Raw genomic sequence first — 26,680 nt, forward strand, 5'->3', positions numbered from 1 at the left:
AAGGAGCGATTACAAAATGGGCAAGTATTTTGGAACAGACGGTGTAAGAGGTGTCGCCAATAGTGAGCTTACACCTGAGCTGGCCTTTAAAGTCGGACGTTTCGGCGGTTATGTGCTGACAAAAGACAAACAACGTCCAAAAGTGCTGATAGGCCGCGATACACGCATCTCCGGCCATATGCTGGAGGGAGCCCTTGTCGCCGGACTTTTATCCATTGGCGCAGAAGTCATGCGTCTGGGTGTCATTTCTACACCGGGTGTATCCTATTTGACAAAAGCGATGGATGCAGAGGCGGGCGTCATGATTTCCGCTTCTCATAACCCAGTGCAGGATAACGGCATCAAGTTCTTTGGGGGAGACGGATTCAAGCTTTCTGATGAACAGGAGGCTGAAATTGAGCGCCTGATGGACGAACCTGAGGATAAGCTGCCAAGACCGGTCGGAGCCGATCTTGGGCTTGTTAACGATTATTTTGAAGGCGGACAAAAATATCTGCAATTCTTAAAACAGACAGCCGATGAAGATTTCACAGGCATTCATGTGGCACTTGACTGTGCTCATGGCGCAACGTCATCCTTGGCGACACACCTGTTTGCTGATTTAGATGCCGATGTTTCAACAATGGGGACTTCCCCGAACGGATTAAACATTAATGACGGCGTCGGATCGACTCATCCTGAAGCGCTCAGCGCGTTTGTCAAAGAGAAAAACGCCGATCTCGGCCTTGCGTTCGATGGTGATGGCGACCGCCTGATTGCTGTTGATGAAAAAGGAAATATCGTTGATGGCGACCAAATCATGTACATATGCTCAAAACACCTGAAATCAGAGGGTCGCTTAAAGGATGATACAGTGGTTTCAACCGTGATGAGCAACCTCGGCTTCTATAAGGCGCTCGAGAAAGAAGGCATCAAAAGCGTGCAGACAGCTGTCGGAGACCGCTATGTAGTAGAAGCAATGAAAAAAGATGGCTATAATGTCGGCGGAGAGCAGTCAGGACATCTTATTTTCCTTGATTACAACACGACAGGGGACGGATTATTGTCTGCTATTATGCTGATGAACACTTTGAAAGCAACAGGCAAGCCTCTGTCAGAGCTTGCAGCTGAAATGCAAAAGTTCCCGCAGCTGTTAGTCAATGTGAGAGTGACTGATAAATATAAAGTTGAAGAAAATGAAAAAGTAAAAGCAGTTATTTCTGAAGTTGAAAAAGAAATGAACGGCGACGGCCGGATTTTGGTGCGCCCTTCAGGAACTGAACCGCTCGTCCGTGTCATGGCTGAAGCGAAGACGAAAGAGCTGTGCGATGAGTATGTCAATCGCATTGTTGAAGTCGTCCGGTCAGAAATGGGATTAGAGTAACGAAGTCTCTAATCAGAGAGCGAACAAGACAAGCGACGTTTACATATGATAATTGTGAGACATACGGCAAAGTTGTTTAAAAAACAATTGACCGTTTATGCCACATGCTGTAAAATCAAGCTTGTCTTGTTCTTACTTTCTTAATAGGAAAAGTAGACGGGATTATGGATTTACCTATAATTATAGCGCCCGAACTAAGCGCCCGGAAAAAGGCTTAGTTGACGAGGATGGAGGTTATCGAATTTTCGGCGGATGCCTCCCGGCTGAGTATACAGATCACAGCCGTAAGGATTTCTTCAAACCAAGGGGGTGACTCCTTGAACAAAGAGAAATCACATGATCTTCCAAAAAACATGTAGGAGGGGACGATTGAAAGTCCCCTTGAAATTTGACTTTCTTCGTCTCCTTTTACCATCTTAGGAGGAAGAAAAATATGTGTGGAATCGTAGGTTATATCGGTCAGCTTGATGCGAAGGAAATTTTATTAAAAGGGTTAGAAAAGCTTGAGTATCGCGGATATGACTCTGCTGGTATTGCTGTTGCCAATGAACAGGGAATCCATGTGTTCAAAGAAAAAGGACGCATTGCAGATCTTCGTGAAGTTGTGGATGCCAATGTAGAAGCGAAAGCCGGAATTGGGCATACTCGCTGGGCAACACACGGCGAACCAAGCTATCTGAACGCTCACCCGCATCAAAGCGCACTGGGCCGCTTTACACTTGTTCATAACGGCGTGATCGAGAACTATGTTCAGCTGAAGCAAGAGTATTTGCAAGATGTAGAGCTTAAAAGTGACACCGATACAGAAGTGGTCGTTCAAGTAATCGAGCAATTCGTCAATGGAGGACTTGAGACAGAAGAAGCGTTCCGCAAAACACTTACACTGTTAAAAGGCTCTTATGCAATTGCTTTATTCGATAACGACAACAGAGAAACGATTTTTGTAGCGAAAAACAAAAGCCCTCTATTAGTAGGCCTTGGAGACACATTCAACGTCGTAGCATCTGATGCGATGGCGATGCTTCAAGTAACCAACGAATATGTTGAGCTGATGGATAAAGAAATGGTTATCGTCACTGATGACCAAGTTGTCATCAAAAACCTTGATGGTGACGTGATTACACGTGCGTCTTATATTGCTGAGCTTGATGCCAGTGATATCGAAAAAGGCACGTACCCTCACTACATGTTGAAAGAAACGGATGAGCAGCCAGTTGTTATGCGCAAAATCATCCAAACGTATCAAGATGAAAACGGCAAGCTGTCTGTGCCTGGCGATATCGCTTCCGCTGTAGCGGAAGCGGACCGCATCTATATCATTGGCTGCGGAACAAGCTACCATGCAGGACTTGTCGGTAAACAATATATTGAAATGTGGGCAAACGTGCCGGTTGAAGTGCATGTAGCGAGTGAATTCTCCTACAACATGCCGCTTCTGTCTAAGAAACCGCTCTTCATTTTCCTTTCTCAAAGTGGAGAAACAGCAGACAGCCGCGCGGTTCTCGTTCAAGTCAAAGCGCTCGGACACAAAGCCCTGACAATCACAAACGTACCTGGATCAACGCTTTCTCGTGAAGCTGACTATACATTGCTGCTTCATGCAGGCCCTGAAATCGCTGTTGCGTCAACGAAGGCATACACTGCACAAATCGCAGTTCTTGCGGTTCTTGCTTCTGTGGCTGCTGACAAAAACGGCATCGATATCGGATTTGACCTCGTCAAAGAACTCGGTATCGCGGCAAACGCAATGGAAGCTTTATGCGACCAGAAAGACGAAATGGAAATGATCGCCCGTGAATATCTGACTGTATCCAGAAACGCTTTCTTCATCGGACGCGGTCTTGACTACTTCGTATGTGTCGAAGGCGCACTGAAGCTGAAAGAGATTTCTTACATCCAGGCAGAAGGCTTTGCCGGCGGAGAGCTGAAGCACGGCACGATTGCCCTGATCGAACAAGGCACACCAGTATTCGCACTGGCAACACAAGAGCACGTAAACTTAAGCATCCGCGGAAACGTCAAAGAAGTTGCCGCTCGCGGAGCAAACACATGCATCTTCTCACTAAAAGGCCTAGACGATGCGGATGACAGATTCGTACTGCCGGAAGTAAACCCAGCGCTTGCTCCGTTGGTATCTGTTGTTCCATTGCAGCTGATCGCTTACTATGCTGCGCTGCATCGCGGCTGTGATGTTGATAAGCCTCGTAACCTTGCGAAGAGTGTTACTGTGGAGTAAAATGTTTAACCCCTTTGGTTGTTTTTGTAGCTTTAAAATAAAGTTACGACGTTTATAAAAATGTTGCGATGCTTTTTCCCTTAGACAATTTTTGTCTAAGGGTATTTTTCTATTTTAACTAAAGAGGCAGGTAACTAAAAATTATAAGGGGATTCCAATTGATTTTGGGTCCCCTTTTTACATAAATGATGTGACACCAATCTTACAAAAATGTAACTGTAATCTCAAATAATGTAATTTGATTCGATGGCAGGTCATCTAATTTTCTTTTATTATGTTCTAAAAAGAGATTGGATGGTGTTGGGTTTGGATATTTCAGAAGTTAATATATCACTGTTTAGACTAGTTAATGACTTAGGAAAAGAATATCCCTTTTTGAATCCTGTATTTAGTTTTATTGCTGAATATATGGTTTTTTTACTTGCACTAAGTGTTCTTTTTATTTGGTTTACAAGAGATACGGATAATAGAATTATGATTCTTTGTGCATCTATCGCTTTCATTTGTGCCTTTACGATAGGGAAGGTTTCAGGGGTATTTCACTCGAATTATCAACCTTTTGTTGAATTGGGAGAGGTTAATAAACTGATACATAAAGAAAAAGACAATTCTTTTCCAAGTGACCATACAATTTTATTCTTCTCATATTGTATTTCATTCTGGCTCTTTAAGAGAGGCTGGTCAATTTTATGGGTATTGTTAGCTGTTCTTGTGGGAGTCTCACGTATATGGGTTGGGGTTCATTATCCTTTTGATGTTTTAGCAGGAGTATTAATAAGCCTAGCAGTTTCAACTTTTATATATTTAACATTACCTAAACTAAATATTACTCAAACTACCATGAAAATTTATGAAAAATGTGAAAACATACTTCTTTATCGCTTCAAAAGAAAGGAAAACAAGTCAAAAAACCTTTAGATTTATTCAACAATCGGGTGCTAATGTTCAAAAAATCGTAACCTAAAATGATAAACTTTTTTATAAAGATTCCTATTCAAAGCTTTAGAATCCATATATTAAAGAAGGTATTTTTAAGGAAAGTGACATCTACGGAGAAATTGGAGAATTCTAGCTATAACAATATCCATAACAGCTAGTTCAATTTCTTGGTCGTTAAGGCTGTTGAAAATAAAGTAGGAACCAGTATTCATTTATAGTTCCTAATTGAACTCAGTTATTTACTAAACAAGAAAATAGAAAAATGATTATAAAATTCATCTTGTATTTCTACAAAAAAAAAAGTGATAGATATCATAAGCCTCGGATAAAGATTTAGGATGTATATTTAAAGGGGAAGAAGGATTTGATACTTCATTCTCCGTATTCCGACATCTTGACAATGTTTAAAATTTAGCATATCTTATACTTAACTTAAAAATCGCAACCAGATGTTTATTTTCGTTTGTGAATAGGACTTTAGCATTCTTTCAACTAATCTTGACAGGATGAAAAAGTATCCTAATTTAAATGAAAGAGAAACATAAGTCGATTTATTTATAATCAAGCACTAAATTAAAGTGTAGCGGTGATTTCATTCCTTTAGAATGAACTTAAAATATTGTATAAAATAAAATGACCAATAATAAGGTAGCTCTTCAAAAAACTTCGCTGAAGTTAGTTGAAGTGAAGCCGACAATTTTCAAGATTCAATGATCTGCAATCATCATTGAAATTTTGAGGTTGTCGGTTTTTTTGTTGGAAAAATTAGAGATACATAAAATTTGTATCCATTATTGAAAAATATGATCTGATTTAAAGGTCGTATGAGCAATAACGACATTTAAAAAGGGAGAATTTGAAATGTTAGTTTCGCTGAGTTTGTCATCATTATTAACATTATTTTTTATTATGCTGATTGCTTCTGGGATAAGTGGACTTTTGTTTTTACATCCGCGAGTGCCCTTGAGTTTTGTTCGCATTCATATTGGGATTTTGGCTTTACCACTTTTGGTTGCCTTACTGATCCTTGCCAATAGCAGTGTGAGTGGAAATGTTGGCCCTTGGCACTTAGATACCTTAGCTTGTTTAATGACTTTCTTTGTTCTTGCAATTGGATTCGTTATTCAGCGTTTTTCTGTACGTTACTTAATGGGGGATCGATCTTATCGCAAATACTTTGTGCTTTTTACTTTTACAACAGGTGCTGCTTCAATGACGTGGTTAAGTGGCGATCTCCGTTTGATGGTTTTATTTTGGGGAGCAACTCTTGTTGGTTTAACTTTACTGATAAGGTTAAACAGTGCTTGGCAAGTGGCTAGTGAAGCAGCCAAAATTTCTGGCCGGTTATTTTTGTTAAGTTGGTTTTCTTTGTTTTTTGCAATGATGTGGCTTTTTCATGCCACAGGTCAATGGCAGTTATCATTGGTTGTAACAAATGAAAGTTTAGCTGGGCTGGGAGAATGGGAGAGAACAGGGATTCAGCTATTGATTGTACTAGCGGTAATTATTCCTGCAGGTCAATGGCCATTCCAAAGATGGTTAGTTGAGTCTATTGTTGCTCCAACCCCTGTTTCTGCAATTATGCATGCAGGTTTAGTAAATGCAGGAGGAATAATACTAACTCGATTTTCACCTCTATTTCATGGCGGTATCGCTTCGATTATCTTACTTCTGCTTGCTGGCATTTCTGTATTGATTGGAACTGGTATTAGTTTAGTCCAAGTTGATTATAAACGCCAATTAGTAGGCTCCACGATTGGACAAATGGGATTTATGCTCATTCAGTGTGCACTAGGGGCCTATATAGCAGCCATTATTCATCTTATTTTACATGGTTTATTTAAAGCTACGTTGTTTTTACAGGCTGGTTCAGCCGTACAGCGTCATGAAGTATCGACTCGTGTTAAAGAGAGATCATCCTATTTATGGCTCGTGGCTGGTCGTACGTTAGCCTTAGTTATAGGTGTTGCTTTTTGGCTCACTGCTCCTGGAGACGGATATCAATTAATGAGTGCGCTGATCTTAGGGTGGTCATTGTCCGTTTCCTGGACTCAGCTTGTAGCTTTTGGAGAGGGGCGAATTGGCCGAATTGCCGGCTTAATCGTTTTAGGAGGAGCAGCCTTTATATATTTTATCATTCATAACCTTTTCTATGATTGGCTGCATGCAGCCGTTTCTCAAACTGCTCAGCCTCCAATGCCAGCTGTCATCATTGTCGTATGCCTCTTCCTATTTGGCAGTGCTTTAGGTTCGTGGGTTGCTCGTCATCGTTCTTCCGTTTTCTTCACGATACTCTATCTTTGGCTAGTTCGGTTAGGTGAAGCAAAACCAAAGTCAGTGGAGAGTCACCCAGACTACCTTAAACAATATTTATCATAAGGAGCTAATCTGAGATGGGCATTACATCCGTATTAACGAAAGAAAATGTAAAAAAGATAGATACAGATATTGATGTTCAAGAAAGGGATCTTAACGTTTTGATTACATCTGCCAGCCGAGTGATTGCGCCACTTTGGCCTATTTCTACATTTGCTGCACGCAATCCGTGGATGGGACTTGAAAACCAGACTTTTGATCAGGTTGCAAGCTGGTTGAAAAATACGCGTGATGTTGATATATACCCAAGTGTGTCTATGATCCGTTCAGCAAAGAATAAAGGTGAGATTGATGAAGTTTTTGTGGAAATGGGGCTGCAGCGTTGGCTTGATTCACATTCCTTTCACATCCCACGGGACGTGGCAGAACGGTTTTGTCATGCGGGATTACAATTGGATCCATTACCTTCCGATCTTTTATCATCACACGAGATGGAGAAATTAGTAAGTGGATGTAGTGGATTGGATCCTATCGATAATGTTTTTATGGAACCACTAAGTTCATATATAGAGAATCAAGATGGTGAAAGGTTAGTCACTATACTAGATCATCATGTCATTAAGTGGAGTAAATTATATCTTGATGACTCTCAAGCCGGTTGGACAATGCCCAATCGTGAGGAAGGTTTCTATCGTGCCTGGCAGCAGCTCATTCAATATGATCCAGCACTTAGCAAAAAGCAGCGTGAAAGGTTAAAAGGTTTGCCGCAAGAGGCGCATTTGGCTTTACAAGAAGCCTTATTCGCACTAGGAATCCCTGAATCAGAAATCCAGGCTTATCTTGAAGCTCACTTACTTTCCTTACCTGGATGGGCAGGGATGATGCTTTGGCGCTCCCAACAATCGAGCCATGAACATGCACTCTTAACAGAATATTTAGCGGTTCGATTATCCATGGAGTGGGCTCTGATAAAGCCATATTTGCCTTTGACTAATGAACGAGCTGAGAAAAAAATTTCGATTGCTCCCCTTATAGCAGCTTGGATTCATTGGGGTGGGCTTACATTAGAGGAATGGTCACAGATGCCGGCCAGTGAACAAAATGAATATTTATCATTTGCCTACAGCTTTGATGAGAAACTTCGCAGGAAACTTTGGTTAGAAGCTTGGGAACAAACTTACACTGATCGATTGAGCCAGAAGATCATCTCGATACAACGTGAAACCGGTAAAAAATCTGCATTAGCTCAATTAGCATTCTGCATTGATGTACGATCAGAACCTTTTCGCCGTCATCTAGAAAAAGAAGGTCCGTTTGAAACGATTGGCATCGCAGGTTTCTTCGGGGTGCCGATTGCAACTTGTGAACTTGGCAGTAAACACAGTCATGCCTCCTTGCCGATCATACAAAAACCGCAAAATAGAATAAAAGAGTTCGCGGATGAGGATGCATTCAACAAATACAATCAACGGAAGCAAGCAGTTCATTCGTTAAGCTATACATTTAAAACGATGAAACAGAATGTGCTTTCAAGCTTACTACTGCCTGAGCTAAGCGGACCTTGGCTTACTCTGCAAATGGCAGCACGTAGCTTTGTGCCAAGAAAAGCGGGTCGTTTCATTCGTAATCTCCGTGAGGCTTGGCTGCGCAAACCTGATACAAAACTCTCGCTTCATCATGATGCTACAGAGGCGGAAATACCTGTGGGTTTTACTGATGAAGAAAAAGTGAACTATGCTCGCCAAGCATTAAAAATGATGGGGTTAACAGAGAATATCGCACCATTGGTTGTGATATGCGGGCACGGCAGTCAAAGTACCAATAATCCTTATTCCGCAGCACTTGACTGTGGCGCCTGCGGTGGAGCGGCCGGTGGATTCAATGCAAGAGTTTTAGCTGCTTTATGTAATCTTTCAGAGGTGAGAGAAGCACTTTTAACTGAAGGAATTAAAATCCCTGAGGATACGGTGTTTGCAGCAGCTGAACATAATACAACGGTGGATGAATTACATTGGCTTTATGTACCGGAGCTTTCTGAAGCTGCACAAGAAGCATTTGAACAAATTGAAGCTGTTATGCCGAAAGTGAGACACCATGTAAACGCAGAACGTCTAGCCCAATTACCGAATTTCCAATCAAAACTTAAAAATCCGAAGGCTGAGGCAGACCGATTGGCGGAGGATTGGAGTGAGATACGTCCGGAATGGGGGCTGGCTCGTAATGCTTCTTTTATTATCGGCCAACGTGAATTAACCCAGGATTGTGATTTGGAAGGAAGAGCCTTTCTCCATAATTATGATTGGAAACAGGATGAAAGCGGCGAAATCCTAGCAAATATTATTGCAGGACCTGGAACTGTGGCCCAATGGATTAATTTACAATATTACGCATCAACGGTAGCACCTCATTATTATGGCAGCGGAAATAAAGCAACTCAAACCGTTACAGCAGGTCTCGGCGTTATGCAGGGGAATGCAAGTGACTTGTTAGCCGGACTGCCTTGGCAATCCGTCATGAAATCAGATCACGAAGCCTATCATTCTCCGCTTCGTTTGTTGATACTCATTCAAGCACCTAAAGAATATGTAGAACGGTTATTAAACAATGACTCAGCATTTATGCAAAAAGTTCAAAATGGATGGGTCCGACTGGCTAGTATTGATCCAGAAGGATGTTGGGAAAGCTGGTAATTATGAATCTAAACATTTATTAAATGGATTTGTTACTCAATACTAAACATAAGGAAGAGGTGTGCTATATGAATGGAAATCAAAATAAAAAAGTATTATTTTTGACGGACATTGAAAACGGCTTGGAGCCTATTTTACAAGAAGTGACTAACACTCCTGCAGAAAGTATGTTGACTATACAAAGCTATGGTGCCAGTATTTCACATCCTTATGGAGAAATCATGAGGTCTGTTATTTTTGCGATTTTCCAGGAAGATGTTGAGGAGATTTTTGTAGTAGGAACAAAAGATAAGAAAACTTCCACAGGTCATAGACTTACTCAACTTGAAGCAATGAAAGATAAAATACAAACATTGGATTATCTCTTTAAGAATTGCAAACCTGAATTTTTAGGTGGTACGGTCGATGAATGGCTACATGAAAATAGCAGTGACACCATTGAAAAAAGTGTTGATCTCATTCGTCATCATCCATTAGTGCCGTCATATGTTAAAGTTCGAGGCTTAATCATTAATCAAGAGGATGGAACATCATCAATGGTGGAGGTTCCTGCTATGAAAACAGGTCAACCTGATCATTGCTTGTCATGATGAAATGGAAGAACTTCTATGCACCTATATATGAAAAAAACAGCTCTAAGGAGAAGATATGGACTCTAATTTAACTGATTTTGTCACGAAAACAATAGAGGACATGAACTCGTTTGATCGTGAAAATATGGAATGTATGAAAAAAGTAATAAGAAAAGCAATTGATTTTTATCATCTACAATCTTATGAAGAAGTTGAGGAAACCCATTTAGGAAGCATTCGATTTTTGCATATACACTCTATGATGGAGGAAAATATGTTATCCAAAATGATAGTGGTCACAAGAAACGGTAATACTGATTTGGATATTGAAGGTGTATATGAAGGACATGTTGTAAGAGAATATTAATGAGACGAAATCACAAATAGAATATGCCAATTTTTTTGCTCAGGAGATGTATGATATATGAAAAAATCGAAAGGTTCTATTGAATCAGAGATCAGTAAGTCCATTACTCAATGGGAGAAAGATTATCTTGGGCGCGGGTCTGTATCTGTTAAAACTGATATACTCCGGGATATGGTCATCGTCAATTTAAAAGGGATTTTAACACCAGCTGAATATGTAGTGTGTGGATCAAAAGAGGGTATGTTATCTATTAAACAAACTCGCTCGGAGTTAGTCGAATCAGGTATAGAAGGTCTTAAGGATATTATCCTAAAAATCACCGGAGAAAAAGTGATAAGTTTTCATACTGATTTAAGCTCCCGGACAGGTGAACGAGTAATGGTATTTAAATTATGTAATGATCTAGAGAAAAATCTTTAATATAAATGTTTGATGATCCCTGCTATTCAAGCCAGGGAGAGGGCATTCAAAATATTACCTGCCGCTTCTTTTGCTTTACAGTTATGTCATCATTACTATTTTTTATTCATAACCCACGAGCGGACTTGTTATTCCTGCTGAAAGATCTAACATCCGCTTTTGTTACGAGCGGATGTTTTTTCACATCTAATTTAAATTCATGAATTTGGTGCTGGTGCTTAGTCAATGCCAAATTCATTAAAAACATCCAAAATACCCGAACCCAAACATCTGTGAAACGTAAGCCTCTAGCGAATAGTGTTGTTTACTCCCTTAGCCAAATTCAAAATGTTTTATTGATTTAAATTAGAAGCTTTGCTTCGGTTAACAAAGTCACCGCCGAGTTCCCCCAAGAATAACATGATAATGAGACCCATTCGAAAGTGTAGGGTTTTTGATATGCTGTCTTCAGTTTCATTCCTCGAAATGAGTACCAAAAAACGAATTGACATATCGAAATATAACGATATAATAATTGGTATGGAGCCAATTGAAGTATTCAAAGCTTTATCAAATGAATCAAGGCTGCAAATTTTACAATGGCTGAAGGAGCCCGATCGTCATTTTGCACCCCATGAAGGGATTGATATGAACACAATCGGGGTATGTGTCAGTCAAATAACAGACAAATTGAAAATGACGCAATCGACAGCTTCTCAATATCTTACCATCCTTTTAAGAGCCGGTTTGATTAAGGCGGAGCGTATTGGAAAGTACACATACTACAAAAGAGATGAAGAAGCCATTGGGAAACTTGCTGACTTTCTTAAAACAGAGATATAAAAATAAACATCAAAAGATGTTTATTTTTGCACCATACATATCGACATATTACGATGTGTTTATTTTTTGTAATAACATATCGATATATCGTGATATGTTTATTAATAATTAAGGAGTGAATGTTTTATGTCTAATACTTGGAAAATTTATATTTTAGCCATTGTCAGCTTTTTAGTTGGAACCTCAGAGTACATCATTTCGGGAATTTTGGATCAAATTGCTCATACTCTCGGGATCACTTTGGCTGCCGCGGGCCAGCTTATTACCATTTTTTCACTTGTATATGCTCTTTCCACACCCGTACTTATGGCATTGACAGCAAGTATGGATAGACGCAAATTGATGATGTATGCCCTCGGTTTGTTTGTGTTCGGTAATGTCCTGGCTTTTGTACTGCCTGGTTATGGATGGTTTATTGCAGCGCGGATCATTATGGCGATGGGAGCAGGTGTGGTTGTTGTTACCGCTTTAACCATTGCCGCTAAGATTGCATCGGAAGGAAAGCAGGGCAGTGCCATCGCTACTGTCGTGATGGGATTTACCGCTTCTTTAATCATAGGTGTTCCGCTTGGAAGAATGATAGCAGTTGCACTAGGCTGGAAGTCTGTATTTGGAGCCATTGCTTTGTTGGGATTGATCGCAATGGCCGTTATTTTCTTTACTCTCCCGCATACTAAAGGGGATAAGCCTGTGCCTTTACTTCAACAGCTTGCTCTTTTCAAAAAACGGAAAGTGGCTATGGGATTATCAATCACTTTCTTTTGGCTCGGGGGATATTCTGTTGCTTACACTTATTTGTCACCGTATCTCTTGAACATCTCAGGTATAAACGGCAAGCTGCTTAGCGGTGTTTTGCTTATATTTGGAATTGCCAGTTTGGTTGGGTCGAAGTTTGGGGGATATAGCACCGACAAATGGGGAGTGCCCTTTACACTTGTTGGAGGGATGACATTGCATATCGTCACACTGATTCTGCTGTCACTTGTTACTCATTCCTATATCGGCGTGTTGGTGATTCTCATATTATGGTCGTTTGCCGCATGGTCTACCGGTCCGACACAGCAATTTCACTTGGCTACAATAGAACCGGAAATGTCAGGTGTTTTGCTCAGCATGAATCAGTCCATGATGCAACTCGCCATGGCAGTCGGCGCAGGAATAGGAGGGGTTTTTGTAGAAAACGTATCATTGGCCTCGATTACCTGGGTTGGTGCGTTAGGGGTTATGATTGCCATTATTGCATCATTGATGATTTTCAATTCGCAACCGAAACAAGCGCTAAAAGATATTAATCAATAATTTCGAAAGATCTAACATCCGCTCGTTATACAAGCGGGTGTTTTTTTATAAGCCCAAGTAGAAGGCACACTGAAGCTGAAAGAGATTTTTGCCGACGGAGATCTGAGGTACAGCAATTTATAATATACTAGGAATGGAAATAACGATATGGCGGAAGGATTCTAATGCTTCTCGCCTGTAATCACTACTTTGAGGATGTGTCATCGTGAATCAAAAGACGTACATTGAAATGAGCAGGACATCGCAGTACATCAACAAATTGAGAGAGTATTCAGTGCTAATTGATGGGGCTGAGATGGGAAATATCAAAGATGGAGGGAGGCTGCGAATTGATTTGCCGCCTGGTGAGCATGTTATTCAAGTGAAGATTGCTTGGTGTACAAGCCCAACTTTGAGGTTTACTTTAACGGAAGGGGAAGTGTTGAAGTTTAGATGCGGAAGTCCGCTTCGAGGATGGAAGTTGCTTTTGGCGCTTTTTTCTGTTTTGGGCCGTCCTGAAAATCATCTGTTTATCGAGCAGGAAGAAGAGAAAAAGGCTTTGTGGTGACTTTGTTGTGTGAATAAATAGGAATAAATAGATTAAATACCCCTGAATTATGTTTTGTGAAAGATTGATATAAGCGGTAGCCTTCTCAATGTCGTTCTCCTTGGAGAAGGCTGCGTATAAGAAATTCTCGGACTTTGCGGATAGACCCTCCGATATCCATTTTCAGGATTAATATCTTTGGGGTGAATGAGTTCGATTTCATCATAGTATCGCAGTGTTTTTGTTGAGACTTTGCATATCTTTGAAAATTCACCGATCGATAGCAAGCGATCACCTCCTTGCTCCAAATGTACACCTTTCCGTAAGGACAAAGTCAAATGTGGAAATAAAATCTCTCCAAAGTTAATCAGAAATTTATTTTCATATCGTATCCTTTCAGTATCACGTGAAAGGAGCATCTTATGAAAACATTATGGAAAGTCGTAAAAATCTTTTTGGGCAGCTTGGCTGCTTTGGTTTTGCTTGTATCCGTCTCGGTATTTATTTATCACCATTACCAACTAAATAAGGAAGCAGCACTTCTTAAAGAAAAAGGCACATTGGTCGATGTTGACGGTAAAAAGATGAATGTGTATCAAGAGGGAAGCGGGAAGGATACGTTTGTGTTTATGTCCGGCTCGGGGATTGCTGCGCCTGCTTATGAGATGAAAGGTTTGTACAGTAAGTTTTCAAAGGAAAACAAGATTGCTGTTGTTGATCGGGCAGGTTATGGATACAGTGATGTGTCTCACGATGACAGAGATATTGATACGATACTGGAACAGACAAGGAAAGCGCTTATGAAAAGTGGAAATAAGCCTCCTTATATTTTAATGCCTCATTCGATATCCGGGATTGAAGCGATGTATTGGGCACAGAAATATCCTAAGGAAATCAAGGCGATTATTGCGATGGATATTGGATTGCCCCAGCAGTACGTCACGTATAAATTGAGCAGGATCGACAGAATGAAAGTGAGAGGATTCCATCTGTTAACGTCGATTGGTTTTCATCGGTTTATGCCTTCCGCTGTATATAACCCTGAGGTGATTCGTCAGTCGTTTTTAACCGATAAAGAAAAAGAAATCTATAAAGCCATTAACTTTAAGCAATTTTTTAATGCTGATATGGAACATGAGCTGTTACAGTCTTACCAAAACGGCAGCAAATCTGTGAATTTGCCGGCGCCAAAAGAAACCCCTGTCTTAATTTTAGATGCGGTTTCTGACCAAAATAGACATTCAAAGTATGCCATACAAAACCGAAAAGACTATGAAGCGTTTGCGGCTCAATTCAATACTGCCGATATAAAGGAACTGAGGGGAACACACAGTATTTATTTATATCAGCCTGATCAAATATATAAACTTTCCATGGAGTTTATGAGAAAGGTTCGCTAGGATGAAGGGTTATCATATTTTAATCGTGGAAGACGATGTGATGATTGGTGATTTGCTGCAAAAGATTTTGCAGCGTGAGGGATATCGTGTGATATGGAAAACAGATGGAGCGGATGTGCTTTCGGTCATACAGAAGGTGGATTTGGTCATTATGGATGTGATGCTGCCGGGTGAGGACGGGTATCAAATGTCTGCAAAAATCAAAAAGCTGGGGCTGCGCATTCCGGTCATTTTTCTTTCGGCCCGCAATGACATGGACAGTAAGCTCCAAGGGTTGAAAATCGGCGAGGATTATATGGTGAAGCCCTTTGATCCGAGAGAGCTGCTGTTAAGAATGCAGAATATGCTTGAGCATCATTATGGGACCTTTACGCAAATCAAGCACTTGTATATTGATGCTAAAACCAAAAAAGTGTTCAATGAAAGCCTGCATGATGAGGTGTTGTTTACTGCGATTGAGCGGAAAATTTTCTTTTATTTATATGAAAATAGGAACAGCACCCTGACAAAGGATCACTTCTTTGAATATCTGTGGCAGCTCGAAGACAGAAACCCGAATATCGTCAATGTGCACATTAAAAAAATAAGAACCAAAATCAACGATCAAGCGGGTGAGATTATTGAAAATATATATGGAGAAGGGTATCGGCTGAATACCGTTGTGAAGAAATGAAGTTAAAGACAAAATATATGTTGTTATTATGTACGGCTGTCATTAGTGTGCCGGTGCTATTGCTGGCGGTTAGTATTTTGATGTCTGTCATTTATGAAAACATGTTTAAATCAATGAATCACGGTACGCCTTTTCATAGGTCGTTTGCGTATCCTGCAATGCTCATTGTATTTTTGTTATCACTCTTATTGTTAGCTTTTTTATTTTCGAAGTCGATTCATTCTCTGCTGCATAAAATCAATCTATTACATCATACCATTCGGCATCTGGCGAGTGATCAAAAGGTGCCGGATAAAATAGAAGTGAAACGCGCTGATGAAATCGGGGAGCTGATCAAGTCGGTCAATTTGTTAATTGAACGGACGACATATCGTGAACTGGAATTGAAACAGCAGGAGGAAATCAAAAAGGAGCTTTTGCAAAAACTGCGTCATGACATTAACACACCTTTAACAGCTCTCAGGCTGCAGTTGTTTTATTTGGAAGGCCAATGTCATGATCAGGCCGTATTCGAATCGTTGTATCAGCAAATCGATTATATCTCGGAATTAACCAATGAATTCAATCTATATTCCGCCGAAACGCTAGAAAGTTCTTATATCGTAAATGAAGAAGTGCGTCTAAATGAGCTGTTAGAAACAGCGGTAAAAAAGTGGGATTATTTATATAGTATGAATGGGATTGAATTGCACTTTAAGCCGGCAGATCAAGATGTGATATGGGTGAGCAACGTGTTATGGATGCAAAGGCTGTTTGATAATATTTTTCAAAATACGTTAAAGCATTCAAAAGCTGAAAAGATGGAAGTCAGGATCGAAAATGGCACTGTTTCTATCCGCGATGATGGTATTGGATTTGATCGGAATGAGAACAGTGAGGGGCTTGGGTTGAAGATTATTGAGGATATATGCAGACTGCTCGCGATGACTTATGAGTTGGAGACAAATGAGTATGGAACGCGGTTTTTGTTTTCAAAAGAGTGACCCCGCTGATGTTTTTCTTTCTCCCATAAACTATATATAATAGGAAGAAAGAAATGAGGTGATCAGTATATGTTTAAAAAATTCATCAAAACGATCAAAAACCTCTCAAGCAGTTCTAGTGACCGATATCGCAGACACCGGCATTACAGCAGCAGCCGGCGCAGACATTATCGCAGCTATAGCAGCAGCTCGGGCAAAAGAAGACACTACGACCGTTATGGCGGGAGTCATCGTTACAAACGCCGGAGCTACAGCAGCAGTTAATCCGAAAAAAGTTCTTGTTCCGCTTTTGGGACAAGGGTTTTTTTATGTGACCGATTGAATGGCCCGGTTTAGATCCTCGCGAATGGAAGCGGTGTGCTGATACTCTTCATCAATGCCCAATAATTTTTTCAGCAGCAGGGTTACTTCTTTTGTCAGCGTTAATTCCTCCAGCCAAGTGCCGTTTTTCTTCTTTTTTCCTTTATATTGAGAGTACAGCAGAAATAACAGCGTTTCTCCGAGATCGAAGAAGTCATCCTGTTTTCGCACCTTTATTTCCTCCGTTTCTTCAGAAGTCAATTGCTTTGCAAGGCCGAAATCAATGAGGCAGAGCCTGCCGTTATTGATGATGATATTAGGCGTTCTGATGTCGCTGTGGAAGATAAGGCGATCATGCAGGTATTCTATAATCTCAAGCAGCTGCGAAATCAGTCGTAACGCCATAAGCTCTGTGAACGGCTGCTTTCGAAAAAATAATAATTCTTCTATATTCTCTCCCTCAACGAGCTGCATGACATAATAAGCCTGTCCGTCTATGATGAACTCATCTATGAAGCCCGGAATTTGCGGGTGGTGAATGCTTTTGAGCAGTTTTATTTCCTGTTGGAACCGGACTTTCTCTTTTTCCTTTTTCGCTTTTGTCGGCCGAAGCTGTTTTAAGACATAAGGTGTTTGAGTTAGGATATCGGTGCACAAATAAACCAAACCGTAGCCGCCCATGCCGAGGCATTCTTCGATTTTGTATTGATGATTTAATATAACGCCGTTCTTTAGAGGGCGGTCAAAAAGCAGTTTTTTTAGAAGTTTTAATGCCATGTCTGCACTTCCCTTGGTTGTACTGACTATAGTTTACCTTCTAGGCTAAGAATAAAAAAGAGCCGGATAACCGGCTCGGTATAAGTTAAAACTGCTTTGTTACGTCGTATTCATAATCTATTTTTGCTTTAACATTGCTCATCGTCGATCTGGCAGTCGCTAATGTATTATATTTAAAACTCCATACCTTTGCCACACTAAGTTGATCTGACAAAGAGATATCATAAGACCCTGAAGTCGAGCTGTTTACAAGAGCACGGCGCCATTCGTTGTTTTCGCTCGTCATGATCAGGTGGCGTGTATTTCCCTGGCTTGGTGTTTGAGTGGCGGTTGTCTGAACTCTGGTTACAATGGCATCACGCGGTATCCCAGATTGGTTTGTTAAATCAACCTTGATCACGCTGGAGTCAGAACCTGAGGGGCTAAGGCTTGTATTTCCTTTATTTTCAGCAATGCCGCTGAATTGGAATGTTCCGCTGCCTGATTTGATTCGGTCTTCAATTGAAAGCGTAAAGTACATGTTTCCGGTATAGGTGCCTCGTGACACCTTCACATAGAAGGTATCCGTCGTGTTTTGGGCGTCTGCATTTGCATAAATAAAAGAGGAGAACGTATTGGAATTAATGACTTCTGTGCCTTGAGAAACAGGTATTCTGTTCTTATCGTAAATTTCAATTTTCATCCCTGTATACGCGCTCTGGTATGTACTCCTCACGTATACTTTTTCTCCCTTATTAGCCGTAAAAGTGAAATAGGCTTCATCTTGACCAGCTTCCAGTATCGTTGTATCGATATTTTTATATTTCCAATAACCGATCGGCATTGCGGTATCAAATGAATTGTTACCTGTGATCGCAGTGACTCCGGCAGCTGAAGCCGAATACGTAAAGGTGAAGAAGACAGACAGCATAATAGCAAATGGAATAAGCCATTTTTTCGCCATTCAAACAACCTCCTTTTATTTCCATCATACATAATGACAGTATGGGTGTAAATAAATGTTTTTAGAGGTTAATATATACATTGTCATTACCGATAAAAAAGAGTAAGAGAGAATACTCGGGAGGGAATTCAATGCGTCTGAATCGGCAATTTATCCGCACTCAGCTGATGGCACAGAATATATTAAGCAAGAATGCGCCTGCCAAACGAGAGAATTTGACTGAAAGTACAGCGGCAGTTCTGGAAAAGGCATACAGCAGGCTTGAGCCGCGATCTTCAACTGTGGGAATCGATCAGTTCAACTATTCTAAAACCAGCGTGTCGGGAAACAGCGGGACGTTCAGCAAAGTGTATCAATCAGCGAATGACCGAACAGTGACAGATACAGGGAAAGAAACAGTGATCGAATCCAATAACCCCTATGACTCTGAGAGTGATATCAGAATCAAAATACTAGATGAAAAATACAGCAGGATGAATGCCATAAACAAAGCAAAGTCTGATCCATTAGGCTATATTAAGGATAAGTATCAAAATTCAAAGTCTCCTTATTTCAGAAGTGATCTGTCTGCCGCAGAAAGACAGGCTGCTTACGATAATGAAACAGAATGGCTATTCAAAGGCAAGGCCCAAAACTATAACCTCCAGGATGCTGCGTTTCGCAATGTTACATTTAATGGGGAAGTGGAAGCTGAGAATGAAAAGGTGTATCAGCGGAGCCAAGTGAACCAGCAGCTGCAAGTGCTATTGAATCGGAACCATATTCACATTCCGGAGGGGACAGAGCTGACGTTTACGATTACGCCGATTGACTATCAGGTGCGTGTGAGCGGGACAGACGATCAGGATCTGATCAAGCAAATTGAGCAAGTGCTGCAATCTGGAGACAACAGCAAAGAACTATTTTTACACATCATGAAAAGCCAAAGCAGTGATTCAACACAATTTTCCGAAGAGGCCTATAAAAAGTATCAGGCAGCTCGTGAGATGTACGAAGTCACAGGCTACCATTTGAAGGATTTAGAAGTGATTGACGGGCGGTATGTAACGCCTGATGGACGTGACTTATTAGACGTCTATAAAGAAGAGCTTGAAAAAGATCCTGTGCAAAAAGAGACGGCCTCTTATGCTATATCTCACTATCGTTCAGAGCTTAGTGAAATTGCGGAAGTTGGGTATGATGCCATTCCGGATTTCATCCTTTCAATTGATTACAGCAATGGATCTCTGAGAGATGTGGGACAAAGCAAGAGCTATGGAACCGGAGATACCGGGTGGCTTGAAGCATTAAAGCGTCAAACGGGCGTAAATTATTAGGTAAGCTGTTCATTTGGAACAGCTTATTTTTTATGAAAATCTAAAAATTATAATTTTAATATTCAAATAATTTTATTATTTTTATATAGAAGATTTTAAATAAAGTGAATGATTCAAAACTTAGCACAAAGGTGTTTACCTGAAAAAAACAATTGTATTTTCCAGAGAAATTTATTATGATGAAATAAGTAATTTAGGAGATTATATAACAATTTTGAGTTTGAATTTTCTGATTGTTATCACTGAGTGATGTGAGGGCAAGCAGGTCTGCTGTTTTCTCATTTGTGATTATTTTTGTTAGGAGGAGGAAGAGGAGTGGCAAATAAAGAATTAAAGAGGGGCCTGGGCGCGCGTCATATTCAGATGATCGCCTTGGGCGGCACGATCGGTGTTGGCTTGTTTATGGGGTCTGCCAGCACGATTTCATGGACTGGCCCATCTGTCCTTCTGGCTTATGCAATATGCGGAATTTTTATCTTTTTTATTATGCGTGCGATGGGTGAAATGCTGTATGTCGAGCCGAGCACAGGTTCTTTTGCGACATTCGGCCATCAATATATTCATCCGTTGGCAGGTTATATAACAGCATGGAGCAACTGGTTCCAGTGGATTATCGTCGGCATGTCAGAAATTATCGCTGTCGGTACTTATATGAAGTATTGGTTCCCGGACTTGCCTGCTTGGATACCTGGCATTGTGGCAATGGTGATTCTTGGCGCGGCGAATTTAATTTCTGTTAAGTCGTTTGGTGAATTTGAATTTTGGTTTGCAATGATTAAAATCGTGACGATTATCTTGATGATTATTGCGGGGATCGGAATTATATTCTTCGGTTTTGGCAACGGCGGAGATGCGATCGGATTGGCGAACCTGTGGTCTCACGGGGGCTTCTTTGCAGGAGGTTTCTCAGGTTTCTTCTTTGCACTGTCGCTTGTCATTGCGGCTTATCAAGGAGTTGAGCTGATCGGGATTACAGCGGGTGAAGCGAAGGACCCGCAAAACACGCTAAGAAACGCGATTCAAAGTATTATCTGGCGTATTTTGATTTTCTACATTGGCGCTATTTTTGTGATTGTGACGGTGTATCCTTGGGATGAGCTCAATTCACTTGGAAGTCCGTTCGTGTCAACGTTCTCGAAAATCGGAATCACGGCAGCGGCCGGCATTATTAACTTTGTCGTGATTACAGCGGCAATGTCGGGCTGTAACAGCGGCATTTTCAGTGCGGGCCGCATGCTGTATACACTGGGTGTAAATGGACAAGCACCGAAGTTCTTTACGAAGATTTCACGCAACGGTGTGCCGCTGTATGGCACAATTGCGGTGCTGATCGGTTTGGCTGTCGGTGTTGTACTGAACTATATCGCGCCGCCGAAGATCTTTGTCTATGTATACAGCGCAAGCGTGCTTCCTGGGATGATTCCTTGGTTTATCATTTTGATCAGCCATATCGGATTCAGAAAAGCGAAGGGCGCCGCATTAGATAAACATCCATTCAAGATGCCATTTGCCCCTTTTACAAACTATTTGACGATTGCTTTCTTGCTGATGGTTCTGGTCGGCATGTGGTTTAACGATGATACTCGTATCTCTCTGATTGTAGGCGTGATTTTCTTAGCGCTTGTGGTCATTAGTTATTATGTGTTTGGGATAGGCAAACGCACACAAGCCAATTTGACCAAAAGCCAACAAGCAGCTGAATAACGATAAAAAAGAGACATTTACGGATGTCTCTTTTTTTATTTTTCGCGTATGGATTTTCCCTGTTTTAGCAAGCTATAGGGTAAAGATAGCAGAAGGAAAGGTGTTCATAAAATGGATGTTACACTCGGTTATTTGCGTGAATCACTTTCGAATCATCTTGAAAATGAAGTCTGCCAGCGGATTTGCAAGAAAATGCTGGCGAAGCGGTATGCGAATGAAGAGGAATTTGTAAAAGACTTAGATGATAATGAAATGTCTTTTTTGAACCGTGTATTAGAAAAGGAAATTAAGTATGCGCAGAATGAACAGGATCAAAAGCGGGCTAAGGAATTAAATGAGGTGTATGAATTACTGCTTTGAGAAAGGCGGGAAAAAGGAATGGGAGCAATTGAACGAAGCGGATATACTTTTCAGCCGGAGTTTAGCGTTGTCCGTCAAAACGGAGCCATCCATGTGTACCATCAAGGAGAATTTGTGGAAGAAATCGAATTTGAATTTAATGGAGAATATCCTGATCATGATTTGATTGAAGAGCTTGTGAATCATTATTGTTTTGAGCATGAGATTTAGAGCCCTGCTATGCAGGGCTCTTTCATTTATGATGTGATCAAGCCATACTTTTTCAGGATATTCACGGTGATGTTTTTGGCTTTTGTGCCGGAATCATCGACATTGGTGACAAAGACATAAGAGCCATGCTCTGTTTTGATGAATCCGACAAACCAGCCTAATCCCATATCGGTCAGGCGGGTTCCGGTTTTCCCGTAAAGCGTGTAATGATCGCCTTCCTCTTGAATCATCATGCGCTTGACGGTTTTCATCACCGGTTTGTCAAATGGAAGCTCCTCTTTAAATAACTTCTTCAAAAAGGCTTCCTGTTCCAGCGGCGAAATTGTCAGAGAGCTTTGCAGCCAAAACTGGTCGATTCCCCCGCTGATATCCTCGTTGCCGTAAGATAGTGTATGAAGCCATGTTTTCATTCTTTCCTCGCCGATATCCCGCGCTAGTGCTTGATAATACCAGATTGCGGATTCACGCATGGCCGAGCCAAGCGTATGGTCGCGGTTCCATGATTCGAATTCACGCTTGACCCCGTCCCATCGTTTAACATCGTATTCATCGCGTACAGCTTTGACCTGCAAACCGATTAAGGCATTTACGACCTTAAAGGTGGACTGCGGAGTTTGTCGTTGATTTGCCCGTTCTCTGTTGTAGACAAATGTCTGATCCTTTTGCAAATCGTGGAGAATGAAGGTTCCATCCGTATCCTTGAATTCATCATCGACATTCATTCTGCTGACATTCAAGTGTTTTTCATGAGCAGATGACGCTGCGTGCACGGAAAAGCCACCGATCCCTGCAATACTCAGCACAAGCACAACATATATCCATTTCTTCATTTTGTTCTCCCCTTTGTTTTGATTAACTACCTTTTCTCTCTTTCGTTTGTTCTTCCTTTAAAAAATAATCAAAAAGCGCTTAAATTTGGATTTGCAAACAAATACTGTTACTGGGTTTATATTCGGAAGATAACGTGAAAATAGAGGGTAAAAAGGAAGGCAGGGTAAGCGGATGAATGAGCAGATTCCACATGACAAAAGTCTCGATAACAGCCTGACACTGCTGAAGGAAGGGTATTTATTTATTAAAAACAGAACAGAGCGCTACAATTCAGATTTGTTTCAGGCCCGTTTGTTGGGAAAAAACTTTATTTGCATGACTGGCGCTGAGGCGGCGAAGGTGTTTTATGATACGAATCGATTCCAGCGGCAGAACGCTTTGCCTAAGCGGGTGCAGAAATCGCTGTTTGGTGTCAATGCGATTCAGGGAATGGATGGCAGCGCGCATATCCATCGGAAGATGCTTTTTCTGTCATTGATGACACCGCCGCATCAAAAACGTTTGGCTGAGTTGATGACAGAGGAGTGGAAAGCAGCAGTCACAAGATGGGAGAAGGCAGATCAGGTTGTGTTATTTGAAGAAGCAAAAGAAATCCTGTGCCGGGTAGCCTGCTATTGGGCAGGTGTTCCGTTGAAGGAAACGGAAGTCAAAGAGAGAGCGGATGACTTCATTGACATGGTCGATGCGTTCGGTGCTGTGGGACCGCGGCATTGGAAGGGAAGAAGAGCAAGGCCGCGTGCGGAAGAGTGGGTTGAAGTCATGATTGAAGATGTGCGTGCCGGCTTGCTCAAAACACCTGCCGGAACAGCGCTGCATGAAATGGCGTTTCACAAACAAGAAGATGGAAGCGAGTTGGATACCCGGATGGCATCCATTGAGCTGATTAATGTACTGCGGCCTATTGTGGCCATTTCTTACTTTCTTGTGTTTTCAGCCTTGGCGCTTCATGAGCATCCGAAGTATAAGGAATGGCTGCGGTCTGGAAGCAGCCGGGAAAGAGAAATGTTTGTGCAGGAGGTCCGCAGATATTATCCGTTCGGCCCGTTTTTAGGTGCGCTTGTCAAAAAGGACTTTGTATGGAATAACTGTGAGTTTAAGAAGGGAACATCGGTATTACTTGATGTATATGGAACGAATCACGATCCTCGTCTATGGGATCATCCCGATGAATTCCGGCCGGAACGATTTGCGGAGCGGGAGGAAAATCAGTTTGATTTGATTCCTCAAGGCGGGGGGCACGCCGAGAAAGGCCATCGCTGTCCAGGGGAAGGCATTACAATTGAAGTCATGAAAGCGAGCCTGGATTTTCTCGTCAATCAGATTGAATACGACGTTCCGGAACAATCACTGCACTACAGTCTCGCCAGAATGCCGTCATTTCCTGAAAGCGGCTTTATCATGAGCGGAATCAGGCAGAAAAGGTAAATCAAAAGCTCTCTTCCTTATCGAAGAGAGCTTTTTTGATTACTTCTTTTTTTCATCGTAGTATTGGACTGGATACATGGAGCCTTCTGATACCATTTTGTTGTCCTCGATATCTTGCGGGTCCGGGTGGCCGGCTTTATCGACTGGGAACGTTTCCATGTCTGGCTGTTTTGTTATTTTCATCTTCATGCTGTGAATGAATTCTCTTGCTTTTTGGCGATTTGACGGGTCTTTTAATAGATAAGAAGTGATGCCGACAGTTGAAACAGCGAGACCTGAAAGTAACAGTTTTTGTTTCATGGTGATACTCCTTTCTATTTTAAGAGTAGTGTTTCCTGTATCATTCCCGTTTTGGTTATAGCTAAACCTATTAAGTTTTTATCATTCGCATTTTCAGTAAATTCCATTTTTGAAAAACTAGTGACTTCATTCCTGTATTGGAAGGTAATATACATTGATTTATTATTATTTTAGTCAAAATTCGATAAATATTGACAAGGTCAAGTAATCAGAATAATAATATAACTAGCAAGAGAATGCCATCATACATGAAAGGTGTTTACGATATGAATCAATTGCATCGAAGAATGGGAACGTTTTCCCTCATGATGGTCGGGCTCGGGTCGATGATTGGCTCAGGCTGGCTGTTCGGAGCGTGGCGTGCGGCCCAGATAGCAGGACCAGCTGCTATTATTTCATGGATTATTGGAATGGTCGTCATTTTATTTATTGCTCTTTCTTATAGTGAATTAGGATCTATGTTCCCTGAAGCCGGGGGAATGGTAAAATATACGCAATATTCACACGGTTCGTTTATCGGTTTTATCGCAGGCTGGGCCAACTGGATTGCGATTGTGTCCGTTATTCCGGTTGAAGCCGTTGCCTCTGTTCAATATATGAGCTCTTGGCCTTGGGAATGGGCAAAATGGACAAGCGATTTGGTGAAGAATGGAACACTGACTGGGGAGGGACTGGCATTTGCCTCTGTATTGCTTCTCATTTATTTCCTGCTGAACTACTGGACAGTCAATCTATTTTCTAAAGCGAATTCATTCATTACAATTTTTAAAATTATTATTCCGGGTCTGACGATTGGAGCTTTGCTGTTTGTCGGATTCCACGGAGAAAACTTTACTGACGGTCAAAGCGTTGCGCCGAATGGCTGGGCGAGTGTGCTGACAGCGGTGGCCACTTCCGGTATCGTTTTTGCGTTTAATGGTTTCCAAAGCCCGATTAATATGGCGGGTGAAGCAAAAAATCCGGGAAAATCAATTCCGATTGCAGTTGTCGGTTCTCTTTTCGTAGCAACAGTCATTTATGTCCTGCTGCAGATCGCCTTCATCGGAGCGGTGAATCCTTCTGATATTGCTCACGGCTGGAGCCACCTGAACTTTAATTCTCCTTTTGCTGATTTGGCGATCGCGCTAAATATTAACTGGCTTGTGATCGTGTTATATGCGGATGCATTTGTATCACCGTCTGGAACTGGGATTACGTATACAGCGACAACGTCCCGAATGATTTACGGAATGGAAAAAAACAAATATATGCCGAGTATATTCGGGAAGCTTCACCCGATTTACGGCGTGCCCAGACAAGCCATGTTCTTTAACTTGATTGTTTCGTTCATCTTTTTGTTCCTGTTCAGAGGGTGGGGCGTGTTAGCGGAAATTATTTCTGTTGCTACGTTAATTTCTTATATCACCGGCCCGGTTACAGTGATGACATTGAGACGTACGGGGAAAGACCTGTACAGGCCTCTTCGTTTAAAAGGCTTAAACGTGATTGCGCCGCTTGGATTTATCTTTGCGTCGCTGGTGCTGTATTGGGCCCGCTGGCCGTTAACAGGACAGGTTCTGTTTATTATCCTGATCGGTCTGCCGATTTACTTCTATTATCAGGCGAAGGCCAAATGGAAAGGGTTTGGCCGAAACTTTAAAGCCGGCGTCTGGATGGTGTTTTATCTGCTGGCCATGATGGTCATTTCTTATTTGGGCAGTAATAAATTCGGCGGCCTGAATGTCATTCATTATGGCTGGGATATGGTTCTGATTGCGATGGTATCACTTGTATTCTATGTGTGGGCGCTGAAGAGCGGCTACCAGACAGAATACTTAAAGGATGCGAAAGAGATAAATTCTCAGCTGCTTAATGGACAGTCAGAAGCTGCTGCCGGAAAAGAATAAATGAAAACCTTGCGCGGAGGGC

At 41.4% G+C, this 26,680-nt stretch carries 25 protein-coding genes and 1 pseudogene; 21 read left to right on the forward strand and 5 right to left on the reverse strand.

The window, feature by feature from the left end; all coding sequences use genetic code 11:
- Positions 1 to 16: 16 nt before the first annotated feature.
- The 11 genes from glmM to BFW96_RS13940 all read left to right on the forward strand — a co-directional run bounded on the left by glmM (position 17) and on the right by BFW96_RS13940 (position 13,571).
- Positions 17 to 1,363: a phosphoglucosamine mutase gene (glmM, locus tag BFW96_RS13885; protein ID WP_014112449.1), complete on the forward strand. Its 1,347-nt coding sequence runs from the start codon at positions 17 to 19 to the stop codon at positions 1,361 to 1,363.
- Between the two features lie 433 nt (positions 1,364 to 1,796).
- Positions 1,797 to 3,599, forward strand: coding sequence for a glutamine--fructose-6-phosphate transaminase (isomerizing) (gene glmS, locus BFW96_RS13890; RefSeq protein WP_069839732.1), 1,803 nt, complete (start codon positions 1,797 to 1,799; stop codon positions 3,597 to 3,599).
- A 294-nt stretch (positions 3,600 to 3,893) separates the two neighbouring features.
- Positions 3,894 to 4,517 (forward strand): undecaprenyl-diphosphatase, encoded by a 624-nt coding sequence (locus BFW96_RS13895; protein ID WP_080488010.1) that lies wholly within the window; start codon positions 3,894 to 3,896, stop codon positions 4,515 to 4,517.
- A gap of 882 nt (positions 4,518 to 5,399) precedes the next feature.
- A complete protein-coding gene (locus tag BFW96_RS13900; protein WP_069839733.1) occupies positions 5,400 to 6,917 on the forward strand; it encodes an NADH dehydrogenase subunit 5 in 1,518 nt (505 codons plus the stop codon).
- Between the two features lie 14 nt (positions 6,918 to 6,931).
- Entirely contained in the window at positions 6,932 to 9,544 is a 2,613-nt protein-coding gene (locus BFW96_RS13905) for a DUF2309 domain-containing protein (RefSeq protein ID WP_069839734.1), read from the forward strand.
- Positions 9,545 to 9,612: 68 nt separating this feature from the next.
- The gene (locus BFW96_RS13910) at positions 9,613 to 10,134 is read left to right on the forward strand and encodes a carbonic anhydrase (RefSeq protein WP_069839735.1); all 522 of its coding nucleotides are present in this window, start codon (positions 9,613 to 9,615) and stop codon (positions 10,132 to 10,134) included.
- A 58-nt stretch (positions 10,135 to 10,192) separates the two neighbouring features.
- Positions 10,193 to 10,483 carry a DUF6407 family protein gene (locus tag BFW96_RS13915; protein WP_014662580.1) on the forward strand — a complete coding sequence of 97 codons (291 nt, stop codon included), beginning with the start codon at positions 10,193 to 10,195 and terminating at the stop codon, positions 10,481 to 10,483.
- A gap of 57 nt (positions 10,484 to 10,540) precedes the next feature.
- A complete protein-coding gene (locus BFW96_RS13920; RefSeq protein ID WP_040084346.1) occupies positions 10,541 to 10,903 on the forward strand; it encodes a Na-translocating system protein MpsC family protein in 363 nt (120 codons plus the stop codon).
- 519 nt (positions 10,904 to 11,422) lie between these two features.
- Positions 11,423 to 11,725: an ArsR/SmtB family transcription factor gene (locus BFW96_RS13930; RefSeq protein WP_003234907.1), complete on the forward strand. Its 303-nt coding sequence runs from the start codon at positions 11,423 to 11,425 to the stop codon at positions 11,723 to 11,725.
- A gap of 126 nt (positions 11,726 to 11,851) precedes the next feature.
- Complete coding sequence (locus tag BFW96_RS13935; RefSeq protein ID WP_069839737.1) at positions 11,852 to 13,024, forward strand: MFS transporter; 1,173 nt, start codon at positions 11,852 to 11,854, stop codon at positions 13,022 to 13,024.
- A gap of 205 nt (positions 13,025 to 13,229) precedes the next feature.
- Positions 13,230 to 13,571, forward strand: coding sequence for a hypothetical protein (locus BFW96_RS13940; RefSeq protein ID WP_040084342.1), 342 nt, complete (start codon positions 13,230 to 13,232; stop codon positions 13,569 to 13,571).
- A 149-nt stretch (positions 13,572 to 13,720) separates the two neighbouring features.
- Here BFW96_RS13940 and BFW96_RS21210 read toward each other — a convergent pair.
- A pseudogene (locus tag BFW96_RS21210) lies at positions 13,721 to 13,837 on the reverse strand (MerR family DNA-binding transcriptional regulator); the annotation flags it as partial.
- Positions 13,838 to 13,972: 135 nt separating this feature from the next.
- Between BFW96_RS21210 and BFW96_RS13950 the strand changes: the two are divergent.
- The 4 genes from BFW96_RS13950 to BFW96_RS13965 are packed head-to-tail and all read left to right on the forward strand — an operon-like array spanning position 13,973 to position 16,928.
- A complete protein-coding gene (locus tag BFW96_RS13950; RefSeq protein WP_069839739.1) occupies positions 13,973 to 14,950 on the forward strand; it encodes an alpha/beta hydrolase in 978 nt (325 codons plus the stop codon).
- A gap of 1 nt (position 14,951) precedes the next feature.
- Positions 14,952 to 15,623: a two-component system response regulator YbdJ gene (gene ybdJ, locus BFW96_RS13955; protein ID WP_069839740.1), complete on the forward strand. Its 672-nt coding sequence runs from the start codon at positions 14,952 to 14,954 to the stop codon at positions 15,621 to 15,623.
- Positions 15,620 to 16,606 (forward strand): two-component system sensor histidine kinase YbdK, encoded by a 987-nt coding sequence (ybdK, locus tag BFW96_RS13960; RefSeq protein WP_069148866.1) that lies wholly within the window; start codon positions 15,620 to 15,622, stop codon positions 16,604 to 16,606. The genes ybdJ and ybdK overlap by 4 nt, the downstream gene beginning before the upstream one ends.
- A 58-nt stretch (positions 16,607 to 16,664) precedes the next feature.
- Positions 16,665 to 16,928 (forward strand): hypothetical protein, encoded by a 264-nt coding sequence (locus BFW96_RS13965; RefSeq protein WP_081483590.1) that lies wholly within the window; start codon positions 16,665 to 16,667, stop codon positions 16,926 to 16,928.
- Here BFW96_RS13965 and BFW96_RS13970 read toward each other — a convergent pair.
- Positions 16,913 to 17,683 (reverse strand): serine/threonine-protein kinase, encoded by a 771-nt coding sequence (locus BFW96_RS13970; RefSeq protein ID WP_069839741.1) that lies wholly within the window; start codon positions 17,681 to 17,683, stop codon positions 16,913 to 16,915. The genes BFW96_RS13965 and BFW96_RS13970 overlap by 16 nt on opposite strands.
- 85 nt (positions 17,684 to 17,768) lie before the next feature.
- A complete protein-coding gene (locus tag BFW96_RS13975; RefSeq protein ID WP_069839742.1) occupies positions 17,769 to 18,626 on the reverse strand; it encodes a hypothetical protein in 858 nt (285 codons plus the stop codon).
- A gap of 131 nt (positions 18,627 to 18,757) precedes the next feature.
- On the opposite strand from BFW96_RS13975, the gene BFW96_RS13980 reads away from it, so the two are divergent.
- The 4 genes from BFW96_RS13980 to BFW96_RS13995 all read left to right on the forward strand — a co-directional run bounded on the left by BFW96_RS13980 (position 18,758) and on the right by BFW96_RS13995 (position 22,216).
- Positions 18,758 to 19,942 carry a DUF4885 domain-containing protein gene (locus BFW96_RS13980; protein WP_069839743.1) on the forward strand — a complete coding sequence of 395 codons (1,185 nt, stop codon included), beginning with the start codon at positions 18,758 to 18,760 and terminating at the stop codon, positions 19,940 to 19,942.
- A gap of 315 nt (positions 19,943 to 20,257) precedes the next feature.
- Positions 20,258 to 21,646, forward strand: coding sequence for an amino acid permease (locus tag BFW96_RS13985; RefSeq protein WP_069839744.1), 1,389 nt, complete (start codon positions 20,258 to 20,260; stop codon positions 21,644 to 21,646).
- Between the two features lie 111 nt (positions 21,647 to 21,757).
- Positions 21,758 to 22,006, forward strand: a complete 249-nt coding sequence (gene csgA / locus BFW96_RS13990; RefSeq protein ID WP_069148869.1) for a sigma-G-dependent sporulation-specific acid-soluble spore protein CsgA — start codon at positions 21,758 to 21,760, stop codon at positions 22,004 to 22,006.
- Positions 22,007 to 22,024: 18 nt separating this feature from the next.
- Positions 22,025 to 22,216 (forward strand): DUF5370 family protein, encoded by a 192-nt coding sequence (locus BFW96_RS13995; RefSeq protein ID WP_003234886.1) that lies wholly within the window; start codon positions 22,025 to 22,027, stop codon positions 22,214 to 22,216.
- Between the two features lie 26 nt (positions 22,217 to 22,242).
- Here the strand turns inward: BFW96_RS13995 and blaOXA are convergent, their stop codons facing one another.
- The gene (gene blaOXA, locus BFW96_RS14000) at positions 22,243 to 23,046 is read right to left on the reverse strand and encodes a class D beta-lactamase (RefSeq protein WP_069839745.1); all 804 of its coding nucleotides are present in this window, start codon (positions 23,044 to 23,046) and stop codon (positions 22,243 to 22,245) included.
- 172 nt (positions 23,047 to 23,218) lie between these two features.
- Between blaOXA and cypC the strand changes: the two genes are divergently transcribed.
- Positions 23,219 to 24,472, forward strand: coding sequence for a CYP152 family fatty-acid peroxygenase CypC (gene cypC / locus BFW96_RS14005; RefSeq protein ID WP_069839746.1), 1,254 nt, complete (start codon positions 23,219 to 23,221; stop codon positions 24,470 to 24,472).
- 39 nt (positions 24,473 to 24,511) lie between these two features.
- Here the strand turns inward: cypC and BFW96_RS14010 are convergent, their stop codons facing one another.
- The gene (locus tag BFW96_RS14010) at positions 24,512 to 24,772 is read right to left on the reverse strand and encodes a hypothetical protein (protein WP_003234883.1); all 261 of its coding nucleotides are present in this window, start codon (positions 24,770 to 24,772) and stop codon (positions 24,512 to 24,514) included.
- 266 nt (positions 24,773 to 25,038) lie between these two features.
- Here BFW96_RS14010 and BFW96_RS14015 point away from each other — a divergent pair, with 266 nt between their 5' ends.
- Positions 25,039 to 26,658 carry a glutamate/serine transporter AimA gene (locus tag BFW96_RS14015; RefSeq protein ID WP_069839747.1) on the forward strand — a complete coding sequence of 540 codons (1,620 nt, stop codon included), beginning with the start codon at positions 25,039 to 25,041 and terminating at the stop codon, positions 26,656 to 26,658.
- Positions 26,659 to 26,680 lie beyond the last annotated feature (22 nt).

The organism is Bacillus sp. F56 (genome assembly GCF_001748205.1).
GTDB lineage: Bacteria > Bacillota > Bacilli > Bacillales > Bacillaceae > Bacillus > Bacillus stercoris.

What these genes read in the sequence shown, in the direction of transcription:
- ybdJ (WP_069839740.1), top strand. Translation starts at nt 14,952, where the DNA reads ATGAAGGGTTATCATATTTTAATCGTGGAAGACGATGTGATGATTGGT.
- BFW96_RS13980 (WP_069839743.1), top strand. Translation starts at nt 18,758, where the DNA reads ATGCGTCTGAATCGGCAATTTATCCGCACTCAGCTGATGGCACAGAAT.
- BFW96_RS13930 (WP_003234907.1), top strand. Translation starts at nt 11,423, where the DNA reads ATGGAGCCAATTGAAGTATTCAAAGCTTTATCAAATGAATCAAGGCTG.
- blaOXA (WP_069839745.1), bottom strand. Translation starts at nt 23,046, where the DNA reads ATGAAGAAATGGATATATGTTGTGCTTGTGCTGAGTATTGCAGGGATC.
- BFW96_RS14015 (WP_069839747.1), top strand. Translation starts at nt 25,039, where the DNA reads ATGAATCAATTGCATCGAAGAATGGGAACGTTTTCCCTCATGATGGTC.
- BFW96_RS13970 (WP_069839741.1), bottom strand. Translation starts at nt 17,683, where the DNA reads ATGGCATTAAAACTTCTAAAAAAACTGCTTTTTGACCGCCCTCTAAAG.
- BFW96_RS13920 (WP_040084346.1), top strand. Translation starts at nt 10,541, where the DNA reads ATGAAAAAATCGAAAGGTTCTATTGAATCAGAGATCAGTAAGTCCATT.
- glmM (WP_014112449.1), top strand. Translation starts at nt 17, where the DNA reads ATGGGCAAGTATTTTGGAACAGACGGTGTAAGAGGTGTCGCCAATAGT.
- BFW96_RS13895 (WP_080488010.1), top strand. Translation starts at nt 3,894, where the DNA reads ATGGTGTTGGGTTTGGATATTTCAGAAGTTAATATATCACTGTTTAGA.
- ybdK (WP_069148866.1), top strand. Translation starts at nt 15,620, where the DNA reads ATGAAGTTAAAGACAAAATATATGTTGTTATTATGTACGGCTGTCATT.
- BFW96_RS13975 (WP_069839742.1), bottom strand. Translation starts at nt 18,626, where the DNA reads ATGGCGAAAAAATGGCTTATTCCATTTGCTATTATGCTGTCTGTCTTC.
- BFW96_RS13995 (WP_003234886.1), top strand. Translation starts at nt 22,025, where the DNA reads ATGGGAGCAATTGAACGAAGCGGATATACTTTTCAGCCGGAGTTTAGC.
- BFW96_RS13935 (WP_069839737.1), top strand. Translation starts at nt 11,852, where the DNA reads ATGTCTAATACTTGGAAAATTTATATTTTAGCCATTGTCAGCTTTTTA.
- csgA (WP_069148869.1), top strand. Translation starts at nt 21,758, where the DNA reads ATGGATGTTACACTCGGTTATTTGCGTGAATCACTTTCGAATCATCTT.
- BFW96_RS13915 (WP_014662580.1), top strand. Translation starts at nt 10,193, where the DNA reads ATGGACTCTAATTTAACTGATTTTGTCACGAAAACAATAGAGGACATG.
- BFW96_RS13910 (WP_069839735.1), top strand. Translation starts at nt 9,613, where the DNA reads ATGAATGGAAATCAAAATAAAAAAGTATTATTTTTGACGGACATTGAA.
- BFW96_RS13950 (WP_069839739.1), top strand. Translation starts at nt 13,973, where the DNA reads ATGAAAACATTATGGAAAGTCGTAAAAATCTTTTTGGGCAGCTTGGCT.
- BFW96_RS13905 (WP_069839734.1), top strand. Translation starts at nt 6,932, where the DNA reads ATGGGCATTACATCCGTATTAACGAAAGAAAATGTAAAAAAGATAGAT.
- cypC (WP_069839746.1), top strand. Translation starts at nt 23,219, where the DNA reads ATGAATGAGCAGATTCCACATGACAAAAGTCTCGATAACAGCCTGACA.
- BFW96_RS14010 (WP_003234883.1), bottom strand. Translation starts at nt 24,772, where the DNA reads ATGAAACAAAAACTGTTACTTTCAGGTCTCGCTGTTTCAACTGTCGGC.
- BFW96_RS13900 (WP_069839733.1), top strand. Translation starts at nt 5,400, where the DNA reads ATGTTAGTTTCGCTGAGTTTGTCATCATTATTAACATTATTTTTTATT.
- glmS (WP_069839732.1), top strand. Translation starts at nt 1,797, where the DNA reads ATGTGTGGAATCGTAGGTTATATCGGTCAGCTTGATGCGAAGGAAATT.